Source organism: Escherichia coli DSM 30083 = JCM 1649 = ATCC 11775 (assembly GCF_003697165.2).
Lineage (GTDB): Bacteria > Pseudomonadota > Gammaproteobacteria > Enterobacterales > Enterobacteriaceae > Escherichia > Escherichia coli.
The window spans coordinates 2,682,481-2,703,811 of record NZ_CP033092.2 but is presented as its reverse complement, the minus strand read 5'-3'; the positions used below and the strand labels follow the sequence as shown (position 1 = coordinate 2,703,811).

Below are 21,331 nucleotides of genomic sequence, written 5' to 3'. Positions count from 1 at the left end.
TAACAAAATGGTGACGAAAACCATCACTGAACAGCGTGCGGAAGTACGTATTTTTGCCGGTAATGATCCGGCTCATACCGCCACAGGCAGCAGCGGGATTTCTTCTGCAACACCGGCTCTGACGCCCCTGATGCTGGATGAAGCCACCGGGAAACTGGTGGTCTGGGATGGACAGAAAGCCGGTAGTGCGGTTGGCATACTGGTACTGCCGCTTGAAGGCACAGAGACGGTGCTGACCTATTACAAGTCGGGGACCTTTGCGACGGAGGCAATCCGCTGGCCTGACAGTGTGGATGAACACAAAAAGGCAAATGCCTTTGCCGGCACAGCCCTGAGTCACGCGGCGCTGCCGTAACACGTTATCAGGCCACCATGGTGACCTGACTGATTTCTGAATGAAAGGAACTGATTTATGGGATTGTTTACGACCCGCCAGTTACTCGGTTATACCGAACAAAAAGTGAAATTCCGTGCGCTGTTTCTGGAGCTGTTTTTCCGCCGTACGGTGAATTTCCACACCGAAGAGGTGATGCTGGACAAAATTACCGGAAAAACGCCGGTGGCGGCCTATGTCTCCCCGATCGTTGAAGGAAAAGTGCTTCGCCATCGCGGTGGTGAAACCCGCGTGTTACGTCCGGGCTACGTCAAGCCGAAACACGAATTTAATTACCAGCAGGCGGTTGAGCGCCTTCCTGGTGAAGATCCGGCTCAGCTGAACGACCCGGCCTACCGTCGTCTGCGTATCATTACCGATAACCTCAAACAGGAAGAGCACGCCATTGTCCAGGTGGAAGAAATGCAGGCGGTGAATGCCGTGCTGTATGGCAAATACACCATGGAAGGGGAGCAGTTTGATACTGTCGAGGTGGATTTCGGGCGCTCTGAAGGAAATAACATTGAGCAGGCTGACGGTAAAAAATGGTCTGAGCAGGACCGTGATACGTTTGATCCGACGCATGATATTGACCTCTACTGCGATCAGGCCAGCGGCCTTGTGAATATCGCCATTATGGACGGTACGGTCTGGCGTCTGCTGAATGGCTTTAAGCTGTTCCGCGAAAAACTGGATACCCGTCGCGGCTCAAATTCACAACTCGAAACGGCAGTGAAAGATCTGGGCGCAGTGGTGTCCTTCAAGGGGTATTACGGCGATCTGGCCATTGTGGTGGCGAAAACGTCTTATGTGGCAGAGGACGGTACCGAAAAACGTTATCTGCCGGAGGGCATGCTGGTGTTGGGGAATACGGCGGCAGAGGGGATTCGTTGCTATGGTGCCATTAAGGATGCACAGGCGTTGTCTGAAGGAGTGGTGGCTTCTTCCCGTTACCCGAAACACTGGCTGACCGTGGGCGATCCGTCCTGTGAATTCACCATGACGCAGTCCGCTCCGCTGATGGTGCTGCCGGATCCGGATGAGTTTGTGGTGGTACAGGTGAAATAATCCGTGAGCGGGGGCGAAATGCCCCCGTGTCTTTTTTCACAGGAGGCTGAGATGGCAACAAAAGAAGAAAATCTGAATCGTCTTCGTCAACTGGCTGACCTGCTGGGGCGCGAGGCGGATATGTCGGGGAGTGCTGCGGATATTGCTCAACGTGTGTCTGAGTGGGAAGAGGAGCTTGCTGTTTCCCCGGAGGGCATTATGCACTCTGATGAGAGCGGGGCTGATCAAAATCACACAGACGATGGTGAGCAGTTGAACAACACGGATGCTCCGGATGATGTTAAAGCCGTCCGGGTACGGAAGTGCCTGCAAGTAATGGGGTATTGCCCGGAGACAGGTCGTCCCGTTGAGCTGGCGTTACGGGGTATGCGTGTTCTGGTGCCATCATCACTGGCAACGGCCATGATACAGCACGGAACGGCTGAATATGCGTGATTTTCAGAATGCCTTTGATGCTGCCCTCGCCGGGGTAGACAGTACGATCGTTGAAGTGATGGGGCTCTGTGCGCAGTTCACCTCGGGGGCACAGTGTGGCAGCGAAGTTCAGGGGGTTTTTGATGATCCGGAGTCGCTGGGGTTTGCCGGTGGCGGGGTCCGTATTGAAGGAAGCAGCCCGTCATTATTTGTGCGGACGGATACGGTTCGTGCCGTGCGGCGTGGTGACACGCTGACCATTAATGGTGAGATATTCTGGGTGGATCGTGTTTCTCCGGATGACGGGGGCAGCTGTTATCTCTGGCTCAACCGTGGTCAACCACCCGCAGTTAACCGGCGACGATAAACGCAGGGTGAAATTATGGCGATAAAAGGGCTTGATCAGGCGATTGACAATCTGAGCCGGGTTCGTAAAAACGCCATTCCGGCGGCTTCAGCAATGGCCATTAACCGCGTGGCCACAACGGCGATTAATCAGTCTTCATCACAGGTTGCCCGGGAGACAAAGGTTCGCCGGAAACTGGTTAAGGAACGGTCCAGACTGAAACGGGCGACGGTCAGAAATCCGAATGCCAGAATTATCGTTAACCGCGGTGATCTCCCTGTGATTAAGCTGGGGATCAGGATGCTGGGGCGTCGCCCGAACAGCATACTTAAAGCCGGTCAGCATCGGTATCAGCGGGCATTTATTCAGAGATTAAAAAATGGTCGCTGGCATGTCATGCAGCGTGTGGCCGGGAAAAACCGTTACCCCATTGATGTGGTGAAAATCCCGATGGCGGCCCCACTGAAACAGGCATTTGATGAGAATGTTGACCGTATCCGGCGTGAACGCCTGCCTAAAGAACTGGCATACGCGCTGAAACAACAACTGAGGATTGCAATAAAACGATGAAACACACTGACATTCGTGCCGCAGTGCTGGATGCACTCGAGCAGCATGAACACGGGGCGACGCTGTTTGATGGTCGCCCCGTTGTTTTTGACGAAGAGGATTTTCCTGCGATCGCGGTTTATCTGACGGATGCAGAGTATACCGGTGAAGAGCTGGATGCAGATACCTGGCGGGCCACGCTGCATATTGAGGTGTTTTTACCGGCACAGGTACCGGATTCAGAGCTTGATCAGTGGATGGAAAGCCGGATTTACCCGGCGATGACCGCGATCCCGGCACTGGCAGGACTGATTACCACGATGGTTACGCAGGGCTATGAGTATCGTCGTGATGACGATATGGCGTTATGGAGTTCTGCAGATCTGACTTATTCCATTACATACGAGATGTGAGGACGATATGGCAACACCAAATCCCCTTGAGCCGGTAAAAGGTGCCGGTACCACTCTGTGGGTTTACAACGGCAAGGGTGATGCTTATGCAAACCCGTTGTCAGACGATGACTGGCAGCGACTGGCTAAGGTGAAGGATCTGACGCCGGGCGAGATGACGGCAGAATCCTACGATGATAACTACCTGGATGATGAAGACGCGGACTGGACCGCGACCGGGCAGGGGCAGAAATCTGCAGGTGATACCAGTTTTACGCTGGCCTGGAAACCGGGAGAGGAAGGCCAGAAAGGGCTTATAGGCTGGTTTGAAAGCGGCGATGTCCGGGCCTATAAAATCCGTTTTCCGAATGGCACGGTGGATGTGTTTCGTGGCTGGGTCAGCAGTATCGGTAAGGCCGTGACGGCGAAAGAAGTGATCACCCGCACGGTGAAAGTCACTAACGTGGGTAAACCTTCTGTAGCGGAAGAACGCAGCAAAATTACGCCGGTCAGTGCGATTAAGGTGACGCCGACATCCGGTACGGTGGCAAAAGGGAAAACAACCACCCTGACGGTTTCTTTTGAGCCGGAAAGTGCAACCGACAAGACGTTCAGAGCGGTTTCCGCCGATCCGTCGAAAGCCACCATTAGTGTGAAAGATATGACAATTACGGTAAACGGCGTGGCGACAGGTAAGGTGCAGATCCCTGTGGTGAGCGGAAATGGTCAGTTCGCCGCAGTGGCTGAAGTCACCGTTACTGAAGCGGGCGCTGCAGGGTAAACGGAGGTAATACATGTTTCTGAAAACAGAACAATTTGAATATAACGGTGTGTCTGTCACGCTTTCCGAATTGTCTGCGCTGCAGCGTATCGAGCATCTTGCCCTCCTGAAACGGCGTGCAGAACAGGCAGAATCCTGCGGCAACCTGCAGGTAAGCGTGGAAGATCTCGTCAGAACCGGCGCGTTTCTGGTGGCGATGTCCCTGTGGCATAACCATCCACAGAAAACGCAGTCACCGTCAATGAATGAGGCCGTGATGAAGATAGAGCAGGAAGTGCTCACCACCTGGCCTGCCGATGCCATTGCCCGGGCGGAAGACGTGGTGTTGTGCCTGTCCGGGATGATCGAAGCTGTTCGTCCGGATACTGATATTACTGAAGTGGCGAAAAATAACACGCTGACTGATGATGATTTTTCTGCGGGAAAGTCTTCGACGGCGAGCTGAACTTTGCCCTCAGACTGGCGCGTGAGATGGGGAGACCCGACTGGCGCGCCATGCTTGCCGGGATGACATCCACCGAATATGCCGACTGGCACCGTTTTTACCGCACGCATTATTTTCAGGATACCCAGCTGGATATGCATTTTTCCGGGCTGACGTACGCTGTACTCAGCCTGTTTTTTTGCGATCCGGATATGCATCCCTCTGATTTCAGTCTGCTTGTCCCCCGGCATGAGGAAGAGCAGGTGGAGAGGCCGGATGAGGACAAAATGCTGATGCAGAAAGCGGCAGGACTTGCCGGAGGCGTCCGGTTCGGTGGGGACGGAGGGCGCGATATTTTATCGTCTGCGGATGTGGCGGATGTCATGGTGGATGATGCCGCATTAATGATGGCTTCAGCGGGGATTCCGGGAGGTGTGAGATATGTCCCAGCCGGTTGGTGATCTTGTTATTGACCTGAGTCTGGATGCTGTCCGTTTCGATGAGCAGATGAGCCGGGTAAGGCGTCATTTTTCAGGTCTGGATACCGACGCCAGAAAAACCGCCAGTGCTGTTGAACAGGGCCTGAGCCGCCAGGCGCTGGCTGCACAAAAAGCCGGGATTTCCGTCGGGCAGTATAAAGCGGCCATGCGAACCCTGCCCGCACAGTTTACGGATATCGCCACGCAGCTTGCCGGTGGTCAGAATCCCTGGTTGATCCTGCTGCAACAGGGCGGTCAGGTGAAGGACTCCTTCGGCGGGATGATCCCCATGTTCAGGGGGCTTGCCGGTGCGATCACCCTGCCGATGGTCGGGGTCACCTCGCTGGCGGTGGCGACAGGTGCGCTGGCGTACGCCTGGTACCAGGGCGACGCCACGCTTTCAGAATTTAATAAAACGCTGGTCCTTTCCGGCAATCAGGCCGGACTGACTGCCGATCGTATGCTGACGCTCTCAAGAGCCGGGCAGGCAGCAGGGCTGACGTTTAACCAGGCGAGAGAGTCACTGGCAGCCCTGGTGAATGCCGGTGTGCGTGGTGGTGAACAGTTTGATGCCATCAACCAGAGTGTCGCGCGTTTTGCGTCTGCATCCGGTGTGGAGGTGGATAAAGTCGCTGAAGCCTTCGGGAAGCTGACCACTGACCCGACGTCGGGACTGATGGCGATGGCGCGCCAGTTCCGTAACGTGACGGCAGAGCAGATTGCGTATGTTGCACAGCTGCAGCGTTCCGGAGACGAGGCCGGGGCATTGCAGGCGGCGAACGATATCGCCACGAAAGGCTTTGATGAGCAGACCCGTCGCCTGAAAGAAAACATGGGAACACTGGAGACCTGGGCGGATAAAACAGGGAAGGCATTCAAATCGATGTGGGATGCCATTCTGGATATCGGTCGTCCGGAATCCTCAGCGGATATGCTCGCCAGTGCGCAGAAGGCATTTGATGAGGCGGATAAAAAATGGCAGTGGTACCAGAGCCGGAGCCAGCGCCGGGGAAAGACCTCCTCTTTTCGTGCGAACCTTCAGGGGGCATGGGATGACCGGGAAAATGCCCGTCTGGGTCTGGCAGCGGCCACGCTGCAGTCGGATATGGAAAAAGCCGGTGAACTGGCGGCAAGGGACAGGGCTGAGCGTGAGTCGTCACAGCTGAAGTATACCGGAGAGGCGCAGAAGGCGTATGAGCGCCTGCAGACGCCGCTGGATAAATATACCGCCCGTCAGAAAGAGCTGAATAAGGCCCTGAAAGACGGAAAAATCCTGCAGGCGGATTACAACACGCTGATGGCGTCGGCAAAAAAGGATTATGAATCGACGCTGAAAAAGCCGTCAGGTGTGAAGGTGTCTGCCGGTGAGCGCCAGGAAGACCGGGCGCATGCAGCCCTGCTGGCGCTTGAAACCGAGCTCAGGACGCTGGAAAAACACAGCGGTGTGAATGAGAAAATCAGCCAGCAGCGCCGGGATTTATGGGAAGCGGAAAGTCAGTATGTGGTCCTGAAAGAGGCCGCCACGAAACGGCAGTTATCTGAGCAGGAAAAATCCCTGCTGGCTCATGAGAAAGAGACGCTGGAGTACAAACGCCAGCTGGCTGAGCTGGGAGACAAGATTGAACACCAGAAGCGGCTGAATGAGCTGGCACAGCAGGCGGCGCGGTTTGAACAGCAGCAAAGCGCGAAGCAGGCGGCAATCAGCGCAAAAGCCCGCGGCCTCACCGACCGTCAGGCGCAGCGGGAGTCGGAAGAGCAGCGCCTTCGTGAGGTGTACGGTGATAATCCGGCTGCGCTGGCGAAGGCCACATCGGCACTGAAGAACACCTGGTCTGCGGAGGAGCAGCTTCGTGGAAGCTGGATGGCCGGGATGAAGTCCGGCTGGGGAGAGTGGGCGGAAAGTGCGACGGACAGTTTTTCGCAGGTTAAAAGTGTGGCCACGCAGACCTTTGACGGTATTGCACAGAATATGGCGGCGATGCTGACCGGCAGCGAACAGAACTGGCGGGGATTCACCCGTTCCGTGCTGTCCATGATGACAGAAATTCTGCTTAAGCAGGCAATGGTGGGGATTGTCGGGAGTATCGGCAGCGCCATTGGCGGGGCTGTTGGTGGCGGCGCATCCGCGTCAGGCGGTACAGCCATTCAGGCCGCCGCGGCGAAATTCCATTTTGCAACCGGAGGATTTACGGGAACCGGCGGCAAATATGAGCCAGCGGGGATTGTTCACCGTGGTGAATTTGTCTTCACAAAGGAGGCAACCAGCCGGATTGGCGTGGGGAATCTCTATCGGCTGATGCGCGGCTATGCCACCGGTGGTTATGTCGGTACACCGGGCAGTCTGGCTGACAGCCGGTCGCAGGCGTCCGGGACGTTTGAGCAGAATAACCATGTGGTGATTAACAACGACGGCACGAACGGGCAGATAGGTCCGGCTGCTCTGAAGGCGGTGTATGACATGGCCCGCAAGGGTGCCCGTGATGAAATTCAGACACAGATGCGTGATGGTGGACTGTTCTCCGGAGGTGGACGATGAAAACCTTCCGCTGGAAAGTGAAACCCGGGATGGATGTGACATCGGCTCCTTCCGTCAGGGAGGTGCGCTTTGGTGATGGCTATTCCCAGCGTGCGCCTGCCGGGCTGAACGCTGACCTGAAAACGTACAGCGTGACGCTGTCTGTCTCCCGTGAGGAGGCCACGGCGCTGGAGTCGTTTCTGGCTGAGCACGGGGGCTGGAAGGCCTTTCTGTGGACGCCGCCTTATGGTTACAGGCAGATAAAGGTGACCTGCGCAAAATGGTAGTCGCAGGTCAGTATGTTGCGTGTTGGGTTCAGCGCAGAGTTTAAACAGGTGGTGAACTGATGCAGGATATCCGGCAGGAAACACTGAATGAATGCACCCGTGCGGAGCAGTCGGCCAGCGTGGTGCTCTGGGAAATCGATCTGACAGAGGTCGGTGGAGAACGTTATTTTTTCTGTAATGAGCAGAACGAAAAAGGTGAGCCGGTCACCTGGCAGGGGAGGCAGTATCAGGCGTATCCCATTCAGGGGAGCGGTTTTGAACTGAATGGCAAAGGCACCAGTACGCGGCCCACGCTGGCAGTCTCTAACCTGTACGGCATGGTCACCGGTATGGTGGAAGATATGCAGAGTCTGGTCGGCGGAACGGTGGTCCGGCGTAAGGTTTACGCCCGTTTTCTGGATGCGGTGAACTTCGTCAACGGAAACAGAGACGCCGATCCGGAGCAGGAGGTGATCAGCCGCTGGCGCATCGAGCAGTGCAGCGAACTGAGCGCGGTGAGTGCCTCCTTTGTACTGTCCACGCCGACGGAAACGGATGGCGCTGTTTTTCCGGGGCGTATCATGCTGGCCAACACCTGCACCTGGACCTATCGCGGTGATGAGTGCGGTTATCACGGTCCGGCAGTCGCGGATGAATATGACCAGCCGACGTCCGATATCACGAAGGATAAATGCAGCAAATGCCTGAGCGGCTGTAAGTTTCGCAATAACGTCGGCAACTTTGGCGGCTTCCTTTCCATTAACAAACTTTCGCAGTAATCCCATGACAGAGACAGAATCAGCGATTCTGGCGCACGCCCGGCGATGTGCGCCAGCGGAGTCGTGCGGCTTCGTGGTAAGCACGCCGGAGGGGGAAAGATATTTCCCCTGCGTGAATATCTCCGGTGAGCCGGAGGCGTATTTCCGGATGGCTCCGGAGGACTGGCTGCAGGCAGAGATGCAGGGTGAGATTGTGGCGCTGGTCCACAGCCACCCCGGTGGTCTGCCCTGGCTGAGTGAGGCTGACCGGCGGCTGCAGGTGCAGAGCGATTTGCCGTGGTGGCTGGTCTGCCGGGGGGCGATTCACAAGTTCCGCTGTGTGCCGCATCTCACCGGGCGGCGCTTTGAGTACGGGGTGACAGACTGTTACACACTGTTCCGGGATGCTTACCATCTGGCGGGGATTGAGATGCCGGATTTTCATCGCGGGGATGACTGGTGGCGTCACGGTCAGAATCTCTATCTTGACAATATGGAGGCTACTGGTTTTTACCGTGTCGCACTGACAGAGGCGCAGCCGGGCGATGTGCTGCTGTGCTGTTTTGGTTCATCGGTGCCGAATCACGCCGCCATTTACTGCGGCGACGGTGAGCTGCTGCACCATATTCCTGAACAACTGAGTAAACGAGAGAGGTATACCGACAAATGGCAGCGACGCACACACTCCCTCTGGCGTCACCGGGAATGGCACGCATCTGCCTTTACGGGGATTTGCAACGATTTGGCCGCCGCATCGACCTTCGTGTGAAAACGGGGGCTGAAGCCATCCGGGCACTGGCCACACAGCTCCCGGCGTTTCGTCAGAAACTGAGCGATGGCTGGTATCAGGTACGGATTGCCGGGCGGGATGCAGGAGAAACCGAATTATCATCCCGTCTTAATGAGCCGCTGGCAAATGGTGCCGTGATCCACATCGTGCCGCGTCTTGCGGGAGCAAAAAGTGGCGGTGTGTTTCAGGCGGTGCTGGGTGCGGCGTTGATTGCTACGGCAATCTGGATGCCGGGGATCAGTATCGCTTTCAGTGACATTCTCTTTTCAATGGGTGCGGCGATGACGCTTGGTGGTGTGGCGCAGATGCTGGCACCGAAAGCCAGAACTCCCCGTACACAGACAACGGATAACGGCAAACAGAACACCTATTTCTCCTCACTGGATAACATGGTTGCCCAGGGCAATGTCCTGCCTGTTCTGTACGGTGAAATGCGCGTGGGGTCACGTGTGGCATCTCAGGAGATCAGCACGGCAGATGAAGGGGATGGTGGTCAGGTTGTGGTAATTGGGCGGTAATATTATTTTACTCATGTTCTAACTAATTTAATATTTATATCGAACACTGATAATTATTCTATTGGTTAGCTATATGAACAAAACGATTTTATTCTGCACGATTATTGCCTTAACAGGATGTAAATCTTTGGATTACGTAAAATCCGGAAAACCTGTAATGGAAGGTAATTCATTAAAAAATATTGATGAATTGTCAGGCTGCATATCCAGACAATGGGCTGGTAATGGAACACCTATAACATCCCTTCCTATTGAGAATGGGGTAAGCCTTTTAGTTCCACAGGCTATGGGGGGATATGATGTTGTGCTTGATATCAAAAAAGCAGGAAATGGCAGTAGTTTTACTCTTTATGAACGTGTACCAGCATTAACGCCAAAAATTTTTGCTGATAGTGTTAATGCATGTAAATAATAGTTAATCCTGTCGTAACTCATGAGCCGCCTTTTGGGCGGCTTTGTTGTTTATGGAGTGTGAGGAATGGGTAAAGGAAGCAGTAAGGGGCATACCCCGCGCGAAGCGAGGGACAACCTGAAGTCCACGCAGCTGCTGAGTGTGATCGATGCCATCAGCGAAGGGCCGGTTGAAGGTCCGGTGGACGGATTAAAAAGCGTGCTGCTGAACAGTACGCCGGTGCTGGACAGTGAGGGGAATACCAATATATCCGGTGTCACGGTGGTGTTCCGGGCAGGTGAGCAGGAGCAGACACCGCCGGAGGGATTTGAATCCTCCGGCTCCGAGACGGTGCTGGGTACGGAAGTGAAATATGACACGCCGATCACCCGGACCATCACGTCGGCAAACATCGACCGTCTGCGCTTTACCTTCGGTGTGCAGGCACTGGTGGAAACCACCTCAAAGGGGGACAGGAATCCGTCGGAAGTCCGCCTGCTGGTTCAGATCCAGCGTAACGGTGGCTGGGTGACGGAAAAAGACATCACCATTAAGGGCAAAACCACCTCGCAGTATCTGGCCTCGGTGGTGGTGGATAACCTGCCGCCGCGCCCGTTTAATATCCGGATGCGCAGGATGACGCCGGACAGCACCACAGACCAGCTGCAGAACAAAACGCTCTGGTCGTCATACACCGAAATCATCGATGTGAAACAGTGCTACCCGAACACGGCACTGGTCGGCGTGCAGGTGGACTCGGAGCAGTTCGGCAGCCAGCAGGTGAGCCGTAATTATCATCTGCGCGGGCGTATTCTGCAGGTGCCGTCGAACTATAACCCGCAGACGCGGCAATACAGCGGTATCTGGGACGGGACGTTTAAGCCAGCATACAGCAACAACATGGCCTGGTGTCTGTGGGATATGCTGACCCATCCGCGCTACGGCATGGGGAAGCGTCTCGGTGCGGCGGATGTGGACAAATGGGCGCTGTATGTCATCGGCCAGAATTGCGACCAGTCGGTGCCGGATGGCTTTGGTGGCACGGAGCCGCGCATCACCTGTAATGCCTACCTGACCACACAGCGCAAGGCGTGGGATGTTCTCAGTGATTTCTGCTCGGCGATGCGCTGTATGCCGGTATGGAACGGGCAGACGCTGACGTTCGTGCAGGACCGACCGTCGGATAAGGTGTGGACCTATAACCGCAGTAATGTGGTGATGCCGGATGATGGTGCGCCGTTCCGCTACAGCTTCAGCGCCCTGAAAGACCGCCATAATGCTGTTGAGGTGAACTGGATTGACCCGGATAACGGCTGGGAGACGGCGACAGAGCTTGTGGAGGACACGCAGGCCATTGCCCGTTACGGTCGTAACGTCACGAAGATGGATGCCTTTGGCTGTACCAGCCGGGGGCAGGCACACCGCGCCGGGCTGTGGCTGATTAAAACGGAACTGCTGGAGACGCAGACCGTGGATTTCAGCGTCGGCGCAGAAGGGCTTCGCCATGTACCGGGTGATGTTATTGAAATCTGCGATGATGACTATGCGGGGATCAGCATTGGCGGGCGCGTGCTGGCGGTGAACAGCCAGACCCGGACGCTGACGCTCGACCGTGAAATCACGCTGCCATCCTCCGGTACCACGCTGATAAGCCTGGTTGACGGTCAGGGTAATCCGGTCAGCGTGGAGGTCCAGTCCGTCACCGACGGCGTGAAGGTGAAAGTGAGCCGTGTTCCTGACGGCGTTGCAGAATACAGCGTGTGGGGGCTGAAGCTGCCGACGCTGCGCCAGCGCCTGTTCCGCTGCGTGAGTATCCGTGAGAACGATGACGGCACGTATGCCATCACCGCCGTGCAGCATGTACCGGAGAAAGAAGCCATCGTGGATAACGGGGCGCACTTTGACGGTGACCAGAGCGGCACGGTGAATGGTGTCACGCCGCCAGCAGTGCAGCACCTGACCGCCGAAGTCACTGCAGACAGCGGGGAATATCAGGTGCTGGCGCGATGGGACACACCGAAGGTGGTGAAGGGCGTGAGCTTCCTGCTCCGTCTGACCGTAACAGCGGACGACGGCAGTGAGCGACTGGTCAGCACGGCCCGGACGACGGAAACCACATACCGCTTCACGCAACTGGCGCTGGGGAACTACAGGCTGACAGTCCGGGCGGTAAATGCCCGGGGGCAGCAGGGCGATCCGGCGTCGGTATCGTTCCGGATTGCCGCACCGGCAGCACCGTCGAGGATTGAGCTGACGCCGGGCTATTTTCAGATAACCGCCACGCCGCATCTTGCTGTTTATGACCCGACGGTACAGTTTGAGTTCTGGTTCTCGGAAAAGCGGATTACCGATATCAGGCAGGTTGAAACCACAGCCCGCTATCTTGGTACGGCGCTGTACTGGATAGCCGCCAGTATCAATATCAAACCGGGCCATGATTATTATTTTTACGTTCGCAGTGTGAACACCGTTGGCAAATCGGCATTCGTGGAGGCTGTCGGTCGGGCGAGCGATGATGCGGAAGGTTACCTGGATTTTTTCAAAGGAGAAATCGGGAAAACACATCTGGCCCAGGAGTTGTGGACGCAGATTGATAACGGTCAGCTTGCGCCGGACCTGGCTGAAATCAGGACGTCCATTACGAATGTCAGCAATGAAATCACGCAGACCGTCAATAAAAAACTGGAAGACCAGAGTGCGGCAATCCAGCAGATACAGAAAGTTCAGGTTGATACAAATAATAACCTGAACAGCATGTGGGCCGTGAAACTGCAGCAGATGAAGGACGGACGCCTTTATATTGCGGGTATCGGAGCCGGTATTGAGAATACGCCAGCAGGTATGCAGAGTCAGGTGCTTCTGGCTGCTGACCGGATTGCGATGATTAATCCTGCGAATGGCAACACAAAGCCGATGTTTGTTGGTCAGGGCGATCAGATATTCATGAACGACGTGTTCCTGAAACGCCTGACGGCTCCGACCATTACCAGCGGCGGTAATCCTCCGGCATTTTCCCTGACACCGGACGGGCGGCTGACGGCGAAAAATGCCGATATCAGCGGTAACGTGAATGCGAACTCCGGGACGCTCAACAACGTCACGATTAACGAGAACTGTCGGGTTCTGGGAAAATTGTCCGCCAACCAGATTGAAGGCGATCTCGTTAAAACAGTGGGCAAAGCTTTCCCCCGGGACTCCCGTGCACCGGAACGGTGGCCATCAGGGACCATCACCGTCAGGGTTTATGACGATCAGCCGTTTGACCGGCAGATTGTTATTCCGGCGGTGGCATTCAGCGGCGCTAAACATGAGCGGGAGAATAACGATATTTATTCGTCATGCCGCCTGATAGTACGGAAAAACGGTGCTGAAATTTATAACCGTACCGCGCTGGATAATACGCTGATTTACAGTGGTGTTATTGATATGCCAGCTGGTCGCGGCCACATGACGCTGGAGTTTTCGGTGTCAGCATGGCTGGTGAATAACTGGTATCCCACAGCAAGTATCAGCGATTTGCTGGTTGTGGTGATGAAGAAAGCCACCGCAGGCATCAGTATCAGCTGAATTTTATAACCCATATACGGGCGCCAGAAATGGCGCCTTTTTTATTGCAGAAAAGCGAGAGGTAATTATGCGTAAAGTTTGTGCAGTCATTTTGTCCGCAGCCATCTGTCTGTCCGTATCCGGTGCGCCTGCATGGGCGTCTGAACATCAGTCCACACTGAGCGCGGGGTATCTTCATGCCCGTACGAACGCTCCCGGCAGCGATAATCTGAACGGGATTAACGTGAAATACCGTTATGAGTTTACGGACGCGCTGGGGCTGATTACGTCCTTCAGTTATGCCAATGCTGAGGATGAGCAAAAAACGCACTACAGCGATACCCGCTGGCATGAAGATTCCGTGCGTAACCGCTGGTTCAGCGTGATGGCGGGGCCGTCTGTACGCGTGAATGAATGGTTCAGCGCGTATTCGATGGCGGGTGTGGCTTACAGCCGTGTGTCGACTTTCTCCGGGGATTATCTCCGCGTAACTGACAACAAGGGGAAAACGCACGATGTGCTGACCGGAAGTGATGACGGTCGCCACAGCAACACGTCTCTGGCGTGGGGGGCTGGCGTGCAGTTTAACCCGACCGAATCCGTGACCATTGACCTTGCTTATGAAGGTTCCGGTAGTGGCGACTGGCGAACGGATGCATTTATTGTTGGTATCGGATACCGTTTCTGACAACAGACGCCGATTTATCTTCTGTAAATATTGTTATGATACGCAGGTTCATCCACTTTATGGGGTGAACTGCGTTTGAGGAAACGTAAAGTTACACTGTCCTGAAGCCCGTGGCGTCACTGCTGCGGGCTTTTTTTATTGGTGGAAAAGTATGACAGTAAAAATTTCTGGCGTGCTTAAAGATGGCACAGGAAAACCAGTACAGAACTGCACCATTGTGCTGAAGGCCAGACGAACCAGCAGCACGGTGGTGGTGAACACGGTGGCCTCTGAAAATCCGGATGAAGCCGGACGTTACAGCATGGATGTTGAGCATGGTCAGTACAGCGTCACCCTGCTGGTTGAAGGTTTTCCGCCTTCACATGCCGGGACCATTACCGTCTATGAAGGTTCCAGACCAGGTACGCTGAATGATTTTCTCGGTGCCATGACGGAGGATGATGTCCGACCGGAGGCACTGCGCCGCTTTGAGCAGATGGTGGAAGAGGTGTCACGTAACGCCTCCGCGGTTGCACAGAATACGGCAGCCGCGAAAAAATCAGCCAGCGATGCCAGTGCATCAGCCAGCGAGGCGGCAACTCATGCAACCGATGCTGCAGCCTCAGCACGTGCCGCCAGCACGTCAGCCGGACAGGCCGCGTCGTCGGCTCAGTCAGCGTCTTCCAGCGCAGGAACGGCATCGACAAAGGCCCGTGAAGCAGCAAAAAGTGCTGCTGCTGCAGAGTCATCAAAAAGCGCGGCAGCTACCAGCGCCAGTGCCGCGAAAACGTCAGAAACGAATGCCGCAGCGTCACAACAATCAGCAGCCACTTCTGCATCCACCGCGACCACGAAAGCGTCAGAAGCAGCCACTTCAGCACGGGATGCGTCGGCTTCAAAAGAGGCGGCAAAATCATCAGAAACGAACGCAGCCTCGAGCGCCAGCAGCGCAGCTTCCTCGGCAACGGCGGCAGCAAATTCTGCGAAGGCGGCAAAAACGTCCGAGACGAACGCCAGGTCTTCTGAAACGGCAGCGGGACAGAGCGCCTCAGCTGCGGCAGACTCAAAAACAGCGGCTGCATTATCTGCCAGTGCCGCGTCAACAAGTGCCGGGCAGGCCTCAGCCAGTGCCACCGCCGCCGGAAAATCGGCAGAAAGTGCTGCATCGTCTGCTTCAACAGCCACAACGAAGGCTGGCGAAGCCGCTGTACAGGCCAGCGCAGCAGCGAGGTCTGCTTCCGCAGCGAAGACATCCAAGACGAACGCGAAAGCGTCGGAAACCAGCGCAGAATCCTCAAAAACGGCTGCCGCATCGTCCGCCAGTTCGGCGGCGTCATCGGCATCATCTGCGTCTGCTTCAAAAGATGAGGCGACCAGACAGGCGTCAGCAGCAAAGGGCAGCGCCACGACGGCATCCACGAAGGCGACAGAGGCAGCTGGCAGTGCGACGGCGGCAGCTCAGAGCAAAAGTACGGCGGAATCCGCGGCAACGCGCGCTGAGACAGCGGCAAAACGGGCAGAGGATATTGCATCCGCCGTGGCGCTTGAGGATGCGAGCACGACGAAAAAGGGGATAGTACAGCTCAGCAGTGCGACTAACAGCACTTCCGAGTCACTGGCGGCAACGCCAAAAGCCGTTAAGGCCGCGTATGAGCTGGCTAACGGGAAATACACCGCACAGGATGCAACGACAGCACAGAAAGGGATAGTTCAGCTTAGCAACGCGACCAACAGCACATCTGAAATGCTGGCGGCAACGCCAAAGTCGGTAAAGGCAGCCTATGACCTTGCTAACGGGAAATATACTGCTCAGGACGCTACGACAGCACAAAAAGGAATTGTCCAGCTCAGTAGTGCAACCAACAGCACATCTGAAATGCTGGCGGCAACGCCAAAGTCGGTAAAGGCAGCCTATGACCTTGCTAACGGGAAATATACTGCTCAGGACGCTACGACAGCACAAAAAGGAATTGTCCAGCTCAGTAGTGCAACCAACAGCGCATCTGAAACGCTTGCCGCGACACCGAAAGCAGTGAAAGCAGCTAATAATAATGCGAATGGTCGGGTACCTTCTGCCCGTAAGGTGAATGGTAAGGCGCTTTCAGCGGATATAACACTGACGCCGAAAGATATTGGTACGCTTAACTCAACAACAATGTCATTCAGCGGTGGTGCTGGTTGGTTCAAATTAGCAACGGTAACCATGCCACAGGCGAGTTCTGTTGTTTCAATTACGTTGATTGGTGGTGCGGGATTTAACGTGGGGTCACCTCAACAGGCAGGTATATCTGAACTTGTTTTGCGTGCAGGTAATGGTAATCCGAAGGGGATTACTGGTGCTTTATGGCAGCGCACATCGACAGGGTTTACAAATTTTGCCTGGGTCAATACATCTGGTGATACTTACGATATTTACGTTGCAATCGGAAATTATGCGACTGGTGTAAATATTCAATGGGATTATACCAGTAATGCCAGCGTGACGATTCATACGTCACCAGCATATTCTGCTAATAAGCCGGAAGGGTTAACGGACGGTACAGTTTATTCACTCTATACGCCATCAGAGCAGTTTTATCCGCCTGGCGCACCAATCCCGTGGCCATCAGATACCGTTCCGTCTGGCTATGCCCTGATGCAGGGGCAGACTTTTGACAAATCTGCATACCCGAAACTTGCAGCCGCTTATCCGTCAGGCGTGATCCCTGATATGCGTGGCTGGACGATTAAGGGCAAACCCGCCAGTGGTCGTGCCGTATTGTCTCAGGAACAGGACGGCATTAAATCGCACACCCACAGCGCCAGCGCATCCAGTACGGATTTGGGGACGAAAAACACATCGTCGTTTGATTACGGAACCAAATCCACGAATAACACCGGGGCGCATACGCACAGTCTGAGTGGCTCTACGGGGTCTGCCGGTGATCATACTCATGGTAATGGTATTCGTTGGCCAGGAGGCGGCGGTTCTGCGTTAGCATTTTATGATGGCGGTGGGTTCACTTATGTCCAGGATTCACAGTATCAAGTAAGCCCGGGGACTTCTTCCCGTAGATCGTATTATCAACGTATTCAGACACAGTCAGCAGGTGCTCATACCCACTCGCTGTCTGGTACTGCAGCAAGTTCTGGCGCACATGCACATACTGTAGGTATTGGTGCGCATACGCACTCCGTTGCGATTGGTTCACATGGACACACCATCACCGTTAACGCTGCTGGTAACGCGGAAAACACCGTCAAAAACATCGCATTTAACTATATTGTGAGGCTTGCATAATGGCATTCAGAATGAGTGAACAAGCACGGACCATAAAAATTTATAATCTGCTGGCCGGAACTAATGAATTTATTGGTGAAGGTGACGCATATATTCCGCCTCATACAGGTCTGCCAGCAAACAGTACCGATATTGCACCACCAGATATTCCTGCTGGCTTTGTGGCTGTTTTCAACAGTGATGAGGCATCGTGGCATCTCGTTGAAGACCATCGGGGTAAAACGGTTTATGACGTAGCGTCAGGGGACGAGTTATTTATTTCTGAACTCGGTCCGTTACCGGAAAATGTTACCTGGTTATCGCCGGAAGGGGAGTTTCAGAAGTGGAACGGCACAGCCTGGGTGAAGGATACGGAAGCAGAAAAAATGTTCCGGATCCGGGAGGCGGAAGAAACAAAAAACAACCTGATGCAGGTAGCCAGTGAGCATATTGCGCCGCTTCAGGATGCTGCAGATCTGGAAATTGCAACGGAGGAAGAAACCTCATTGCTGGAAGCCTGGAAAAAGTATCGGGTGTTGCTGAACCGTGTTGATACATCAACTGCACCTGATATTGAGTGGCCTACGAACCCTGTCAGGGAGTAATCATTGGGATTATGCCGCAGCACGTCTTAAGCAAGAACGTGCTGCGGTTGGATGCTATTTTTTCCCTGAAGCGGAAAACATTACTACAGTACCTTGAACCTTGGTTTTAACATTCTCGAAATGCTCTGAGAGTATATGTGTTAAGCCTTCTTCGGAATCTTTTGTGTTTGAAAAGATGCCTTTCTGATTGTAAATGCGCATCAGTTTTTGACCGAAGCTATTGTGCACAACTCCATCGCCAAGAATTGTGGCTCCGTATAGAGTTCCATCGTCAGTTAAGGCCTGCGCCGCATTGCGTATTACACAGCTTTTTGTAGATATATTTCCAGGCAGGCAGTGAAGAAGGTAAAACATGGAAATGGAATCAAATTGACCATGTAACGCCGCGGGATAAGGTTCAAAAACATCATGGCTAATTTTATGTTTAATTTTTGATTCCCCAGCCCTTGTAGATGCCGCGTTCAGGCTAGCTTCGTTCAAATCCATTAAAGATATCAGACTACTCTCAGGTACGTGAGTAAGGTAAAACCCAGTTCCAACACCAATATCCAGATGGTTGTTACCTACATGTTCCAGAAAGTGTGGAAGAAGGTGTTCCTTTGTAGGACATCCCCATGCAAGCCGATTTGATACTCCCAAAACCCACCAGTCATAAAGCTTTAGGGTAAGTGGTGTGTAAATTTTAGCCCCATCATCTGTGTTTTTTTTCATTGATTTCACCATGTTATAGTTTTATTTGTGAATTAAATCAATTATGGCGATGAATTACAAGGGGTTAAATGCTGCCGCAGCATAGCGATATTGAAATAGCCTGGTATGCTTCGATACAGCAGGAGCCGAATGGCTGGAAGACCGTCACCACACAGTTCTACATCCAGGAATTCAGTGAGTATATTGCGCCACTGCAGGATGCTGTAGATCTGGAAATCGCAACGGAGGAAGAAAGATCGTTGCTGGAGGCATGGAATAAATATCGGGTATTGTTGAATCGTGTTGATACATCAACTGCACCTGATATTGAGTGGCCTGCAAATCCTGTCAGGGAGTAATCATTGGGATTATGCCGCAGACACGTCGTATGCAGGAACGTGCTGCGGTTAGTTTGTGAGCTTTCGATAGTGGTTGTTATTTTTGCCCTTATTTGTTCCGGAGGCCATGGTTCAATGGTCCGTCTGCCCCCTGTGGTGATGTCAGCAAAATCAGCCACTGCGCGAACCACAATAGCCCGGGAAGATGCTGAAGATCACCAGGTAAAGCTATCAGCGCAGAAACTGGAAGAACTGCTCGCATCAATGGTTAAGGATGAGGTTGATCGCAATGATGGGATTTATTGACGTCAGCGAGAGCAGAAGGAAGAACTGAATAACCTGAATGATTTACGCTCAATCAGAGCGATGATGATTGGCAGTAATTAGCGGTCAATTTCGGTTTTTTTGGCTGTGCGCTCCCCGCCCAGCATTGCGCGTCAATTAGCCCCAAAAAAACGAAAAAGTTACAATCAAGTAAAAAATTCCTTCTGCAAAACTAAAAAAGATTTCAATAAAATCAGACAGTTAAAAACATAAAAAAAAGGTACAAAAAAACATCTCAAAGTCTTGTTTTTTGCTTCAAATACAATTGGTTATTGTGTTTTTTGAAACCTACCAGTCTGGTACATGGATATTGATACCACTGCCAATTATAAACTGGGCGGAGCACAGCAACACGATAGCGTACGCCTCGATCCGTGGGTGTTTATGTTCTCAGCAGGATATCGTTTTTAATTCCGCACAAAAATGACCCCGTAATTACGGGGTCAATAAGGACATGGTATAAAGGGTATTATTTCTTCGCTTCTACGCCATCAGTTTCAGAGCGAATTAAGAATTTCTCAGTTGTTTGCGGAATATGCTGAATTAGCCAGTCGGCCATGTGCTTTTCATCATTTAAAATCGCTTCGATAATCGGAATTGAGGCTGTATCACCGGCATTTTTTGCTGCTGCTAAGAGTGAGGTATAACAGGCGATTTCAAATTGCTCGAAGACATATCCGCTAATAGAGCCTTTGACTATTTCATCAGAAGGGAATATACCACCGATTGACTGCCCAAGTGCAGCTATTTTACTCATGGAATCTTTAATGACTGAACGTGAAATGTCATTACGATCAAGAATAGTTTCCAGTTGAACAATCTGATTTTTGGTTTCACTAAGATGTTGTTCAATACGAGCGCGTAGTTCAGGATAATTATCTATACGACTGGCCATGGACTCAAGCATAGATTCGGCTTGCTTTTCCATTGCGTGGGCGTCACGTAACCAGTCATGATAATGTTCAATACGATTCATGAAAATGTCCTCTTTATAAAATGACTAAAAGTTAAAGTTCATATTTCAGGCTTTATTTTCGGCTTTCTTATTTACGTTATTAAGGGCCAGATCAGTCAATTTGATGTCGGTGGCCTTTTCTTCTTCCAGGGTCTCTTTCAGAAGCTTCGCTGCTTTACGATAACCTAATTGTTCAGCCAGCGTCGCTAATGTCCCGTAACTGGCAATCTCATAATGCTCGACTTTCTGTGCTGCGGCAATCAGTGCGGCATCACGCACTTCGTTTTTCTCGGTATTTTCGATGACCTCATTAGCTTCTTCAATAAGACCTTCCATTGCCACACATTTCATGCGCTTAATTTTCAGATTCGATTCTGATTCCACAACTTGATCAATACGTTCAATCTGTCCATGTGTTTCCTCGAGGTGCGCATGAAAAGCCTGACTTAATTTTTCGTTTGATGTTGCTCTTGCGAGTTTTGCCAGTGCCCGGGTTAATTGTTTTTCTGCGCTGTAGGTATCTGAAAGCAGGTGAATAATTACATCTTCAATGGTCTTCATATTCATATTTTTCTCCAGTGAAATCACTGCGAGCCATACGGCCCGCAGATGCAATTATCTTTATCAGCTGATATTAATAATTAACGGTGAATCAGGATTTTCCTGATTTATTATCACCGCTTTGTTGACCGCCTTTTTTACCTGCTTCGGATGCGCGTTGCGGATCATTTTTAAAATTACCGCCGCTATGCTGACCGCCTTTACGGCCTGCGTTGGATGCCTTCTCACGGTCTTCGGCGAAATTTCCTGAACCACCACGATGTTCGGTCATGTTATTTCTCCCGTTGCGTTGCACTGTTTCATTAATATGAGTGTTGTGTGT

General features: G+C 53.0%; 24 protein-coding genes and 3 pseudogenes. 23 read left to right on the top strand and 4 right to left on the bottom strand.

Annotated features, from left to right (window positions below; translation table 11 throughout):
- The first annotated feature begins 7 nt into the window (after positions 1-7).
- From EAS44_RS14160 to EAS44_RS25770, 20 genes are all read left to right on the top strand, one after another.
- Positions 8-355 carry a head decoration protein gene (locus tag EAS44_RS14160; RefSeq protein ID WP_000256823.1) on the top strand — a complete coding sequence of 116 codons (348 nt, stop codon included), beginning with the start codon at positions 8-10 and terminating at the stop codon, positions 353-355.
- 57 nt (positions 356-412) lie between these two features.
- Positions 413-1,441 (top strand): major capsid protein, encoded by a 1,029-nt coding sequence (locus EAS44_RS14155; RefSeq protein ID WP_000522602.1) that lies wholly within the window; start codon positions 413-415, stop codon positions 1,439-1,441.
- 51 nt (positions 1,442-1,492) lie between these two features.
- Positions 1,493-1,876, top strand: a complete 384-nt coding sequence (gpFI, locus tag EAS44_RS14150; protein ID WP_000201495.1) for a DNA-packaging protein FI — start codon at positions 1,493-1,495, stop codon at positions 1,874-1,876.
- The gene (locus EAS44_RS14145) at positions 1,869-2,222 is read left to right on the top strand and encodes a head-tail joining protein (RefSeq protein ID WP_001204554.1); all 354 of its coding nucleotides are present in this window, start codon (positions 1,869-1,871) and stop codon (positions 2,220-2,222) included. The genes gpFI and EAS44_RS14145 overlap by 8 nt, the downstream gene beginning before the upstream one ends.
- A gap of 15 nt (positions 2,223-2,237) precedes the next feature.
- Complete coding sequence (locus EAS44_RS14140; RefSeq protein ID WP_000974980.1) at positions 2,238-2,771, top strand: phage tail protein; 534 nt, start codon at positions 2,238-2,240, stop codon at positions 2,769-2,771.
- The gene (locus EAS44_RS14135; protein ID WP_000683079.1) at positions 2,768-3,163 is read left to right on the top strand and encodes a phage minor tail U family protein; all 396 of its coding nucleotides are present in this window, start codon (positions 2,768-2,770) and stop codon (positions 3,161-3,163) included. The genes EAS44_RS14140 and EAS44_RS14135 overlap by 4 nt, the downstream gene beginning before the upstream one ends.
- A 7-nt stretch (positions 3,164-3,170) precedes the next feature.
- The gene (locus EAS44_RS14130; RefSeq protein WP_000235110.1) at positions 3,171-3,923 is read left to right on the top strand and encodes a phage tail protein; all 753 of its coding nucleotides are present in this window, start codon (positions 3,171-3,173) and stop codon (positions 3,921-3,923) included.
- Positions 3,924-3,936: 13 nt separating this feature from the next.
- Positions 3,937-4,368, top strand: a complete 432-nt coding sequence (gene gpG / locus EAS44_RS14125) for a phage tail assembly chaperone G (RefSeq protein ID WP_000479095.1) — start codon at positions 3,937-3,939, stop codon at positions 4,366-4,368.
- 26 nt (positions 4,369-4,394) lie between these two features.
- Positions 4,395-4,808 (top strand): phage tail assembly protein T, encoded by a 414-nt coding sequence (locus EAS44_RS14120; protein WP_000533402.1) that lies wholly within the window; start codon positions 4,395-4,397, stop codon positions 4,806-4,808.
- Positions 4,789-7,362: a phage tail tape measure protein gene (locus tag EAS44_RS14115; RefSeq protein ID WP_000082348.1), complete on the top strand. Its 2,574-nt coding sequence runs from the start codon at positions 4,789-4,791 to the stop codon at positions 7,360-7,362. The genes EAS44_RS14120 and EAS44_RS14115 overlap by 20 nt, the downstream gene beginning before the upstream one ends.
- Positions 7,359-7,628 (top strand): phage tail protein, encoded by a 270-nt coding sequence (locus tag EAS44_RS14110; RefSeq protein ID WP_000847398.1) that lies wholly within the window; start codon positions 7,359-7,361, stop codon positions 7,626-7,628. Before EAS44_RS14115 ends, EAS44_RS14110 begins: the two co-directional genes overlap by 4 nt.
- A gap of 59 nt (positions 7,629-7,687) precedes the next feature.
- Entirely contained in the window at positions 7,688-8,386 is a 699-nt protein-coding gene (locus tag EAS44_RS14105; protein WP_001152522.1) for a phage minor tail protein L, read from the top strand.
- A gap of 4 nt (positions 8,387-8,390) precedes the next feature.
- Positions 8,391-9,134, top strand: a complete 744-nt coding sequence (locus EAS44_RS14100) for a C40 family peptidase (RefSeq protein WP_000140762.1) — start codon at positions 8,391-8,393, stop codon at positions 9,132-9,134.
- A complete protein-coding gene (locus EAS44_RS14095; RefSeq protein WP_119682227.1) occupies positions 9,098-9,673 on the top strand; it encodes a tail assembly protein in 576 nt (191 codons plus the stop codon). The genes EAS44_RS14100 and EAS44_RS14095 overlap by 37 nt, the downstream gene beginning before the upstream one ends.
- Positions 9,674-9,746: 73 nt before the next feature.
- Complete coding sequence (locus EAS44_RS25140) at positions 9,747-10,085, top strand: hypothetical protein (RefSeq protein ID WP_001332187.1); 339 nt, start codon at positions 9,747-9,749, stop codon at positions 10,083-10,085.
- Positions 10,086-10,151: 66 nt separating this feature from the next.
- Entirely contained in the window at positions 10,152-13,631 is a 3,480-nt protein-coding gene (locus EAS44_RS14085) for a phage tail tip protein (RefSeq protein WP_000515772.1), read from the top strand.
- A gap of 67 nt (positions 13,632-13,698) precedes the next feature.
- A complete protein-coding gene (locus tag EAS44_RS14080) occupies positions 13,699-14,298 on the top strand; it encodes an Ail/Lom family outer membrane beta-barrel protein (RefSeq protein ID WP_001233195.1) in 600 nt (199 codons plus the stop codon).
- A gap of 151 nt (positions 14,299-14,449) precedes the next feature.
- Complete coding sequence (locus EAS44_RS14075; RefSeq protein WP_000216497.1) at positions 14,450-17,557, top strand: prophage tail fiber N-terminal domain-containing protein; 3,108 nt, start codon at positions 14,450-14,452, stop codon at positions 17,555-17,557.
- Entirely contained in the window at positions 17,557-18,141 is a 585-nt protein-coding gene (locus tag EAS44_RS14070; protein WP_000885580.1) for a tail fiber assembly protein, read from the top strand. Before EAS44_RS14075 ends, EAS44_RS14070 begins: the two co-directional genes overlap by 1 nt.
- Positions 18,114-18,251, top strand: a complete 138-nt coding sequence (locus EAS44_RS25770) for a hypothetical protein (RefSeq protein WP_001309429.1) — start codon at positions 18,114-18,116, stop codon at positions 18,249-18,251. The genes EAS44_RS14070 and EAS44_RS25770 overlap by 28 nt, the downstream gene beginning before the upstream one ends.
- Here the strand turns inward: EAS44_RS25770 and EAS44_RS14060 are convergent.
- On the bottom strand, positions 18,196-18,864 hold the full coding sequence (locus EAS44_RS14060) for a class I SAM-dependent methyltransferase (protein WP_000240999.1): 669 nt from the start codon (positions 18,862-18,864) through the stop codon (positions 18,196-18,198). The two genes, EAS44_RS25770 and EAS44_RS14060, sit on opposite strands and share 56 nt — an antisense overlap.
- Positions 18,865-19,013: 149 nt before the next feature.
- Here EAS44_RS14060 and EAS44_RS25580 point away from each other — a divergent pair.
- The 3 pseudogenes from EAS44_RS25580 to EAS44_RS14050 form a co-directional block, all read left to right on the top strand.
- A pseudogene (locus EAS44_RS25580) lies at positions 19,014-19,190 on the top strand (tail fiber assembly protein); the annotation flags it as partial.
- Between the two features lie 96 nt (positions 19,191-19,286).
- Positions 19,287-19,556 (top strand): annotated as a pseudogene (locus EAS44_RS25890) (DUF4376 domain-containing protein); the annotation flags it as partial.
- A gap of 222 nt (positions 19,557-19,778) precedes the next feature.
- Positions 19,779-19,904: pseudogene (locus EAS44_RS14050) on the top strand (OmpW family outer membrane protein); the annotation flags it as partial.
- Between the two features lie 58 nt (positions 19,905-19,962).
- Here the strand turns inward: EAS44_RS14050 and yciE are convergent.
- The 3 genes from yciE to yciG all read right to left on the bottom strand — a co-directional run bounded on the left by yciE (position 19,963) and on the right by yciG (position 21,280).
- Positions 19,963-20,469 (bottom strand): ferritin-like domain-containing protein, encoded by a 507-nt coding sequence (gene yciE, locus EAS44_RS14045; RefSeq protein WP_001079492.1) that lies wholly within the window; start codon positions 20,467-20,469, stop codon positions 19,963-19,965.
- Between the two features lie 45 nt (positions 20,470-20,514).
- Positions 20,515-21,015 (bottom strand): ferritin-like domain-containing protein, encoded by a 501-nt coding sequence (gene yciF, locus EAS44_RS14040; RefSeq protein ID WP_001056507.1) that lies wholly within the window; start codon positions 21,013-21,015, stop codon positions 20,515-20,517.
- 85 nt (positions 21,016-21,100) lie between these two features.
- Positions 21,101-21,280: a general stress protein gene (gene yciG, locus EAS44_RS14035; RefSeq protein WP_000134814.1), complete on the bottom strand. Its 180-nt coding sequence runs from the start codon at positions 21,278-21,280 to the stop codon at positions 21,101-21,103.
- Positions 21,281-21,331 lie beyond the last annotated feature (51 nt).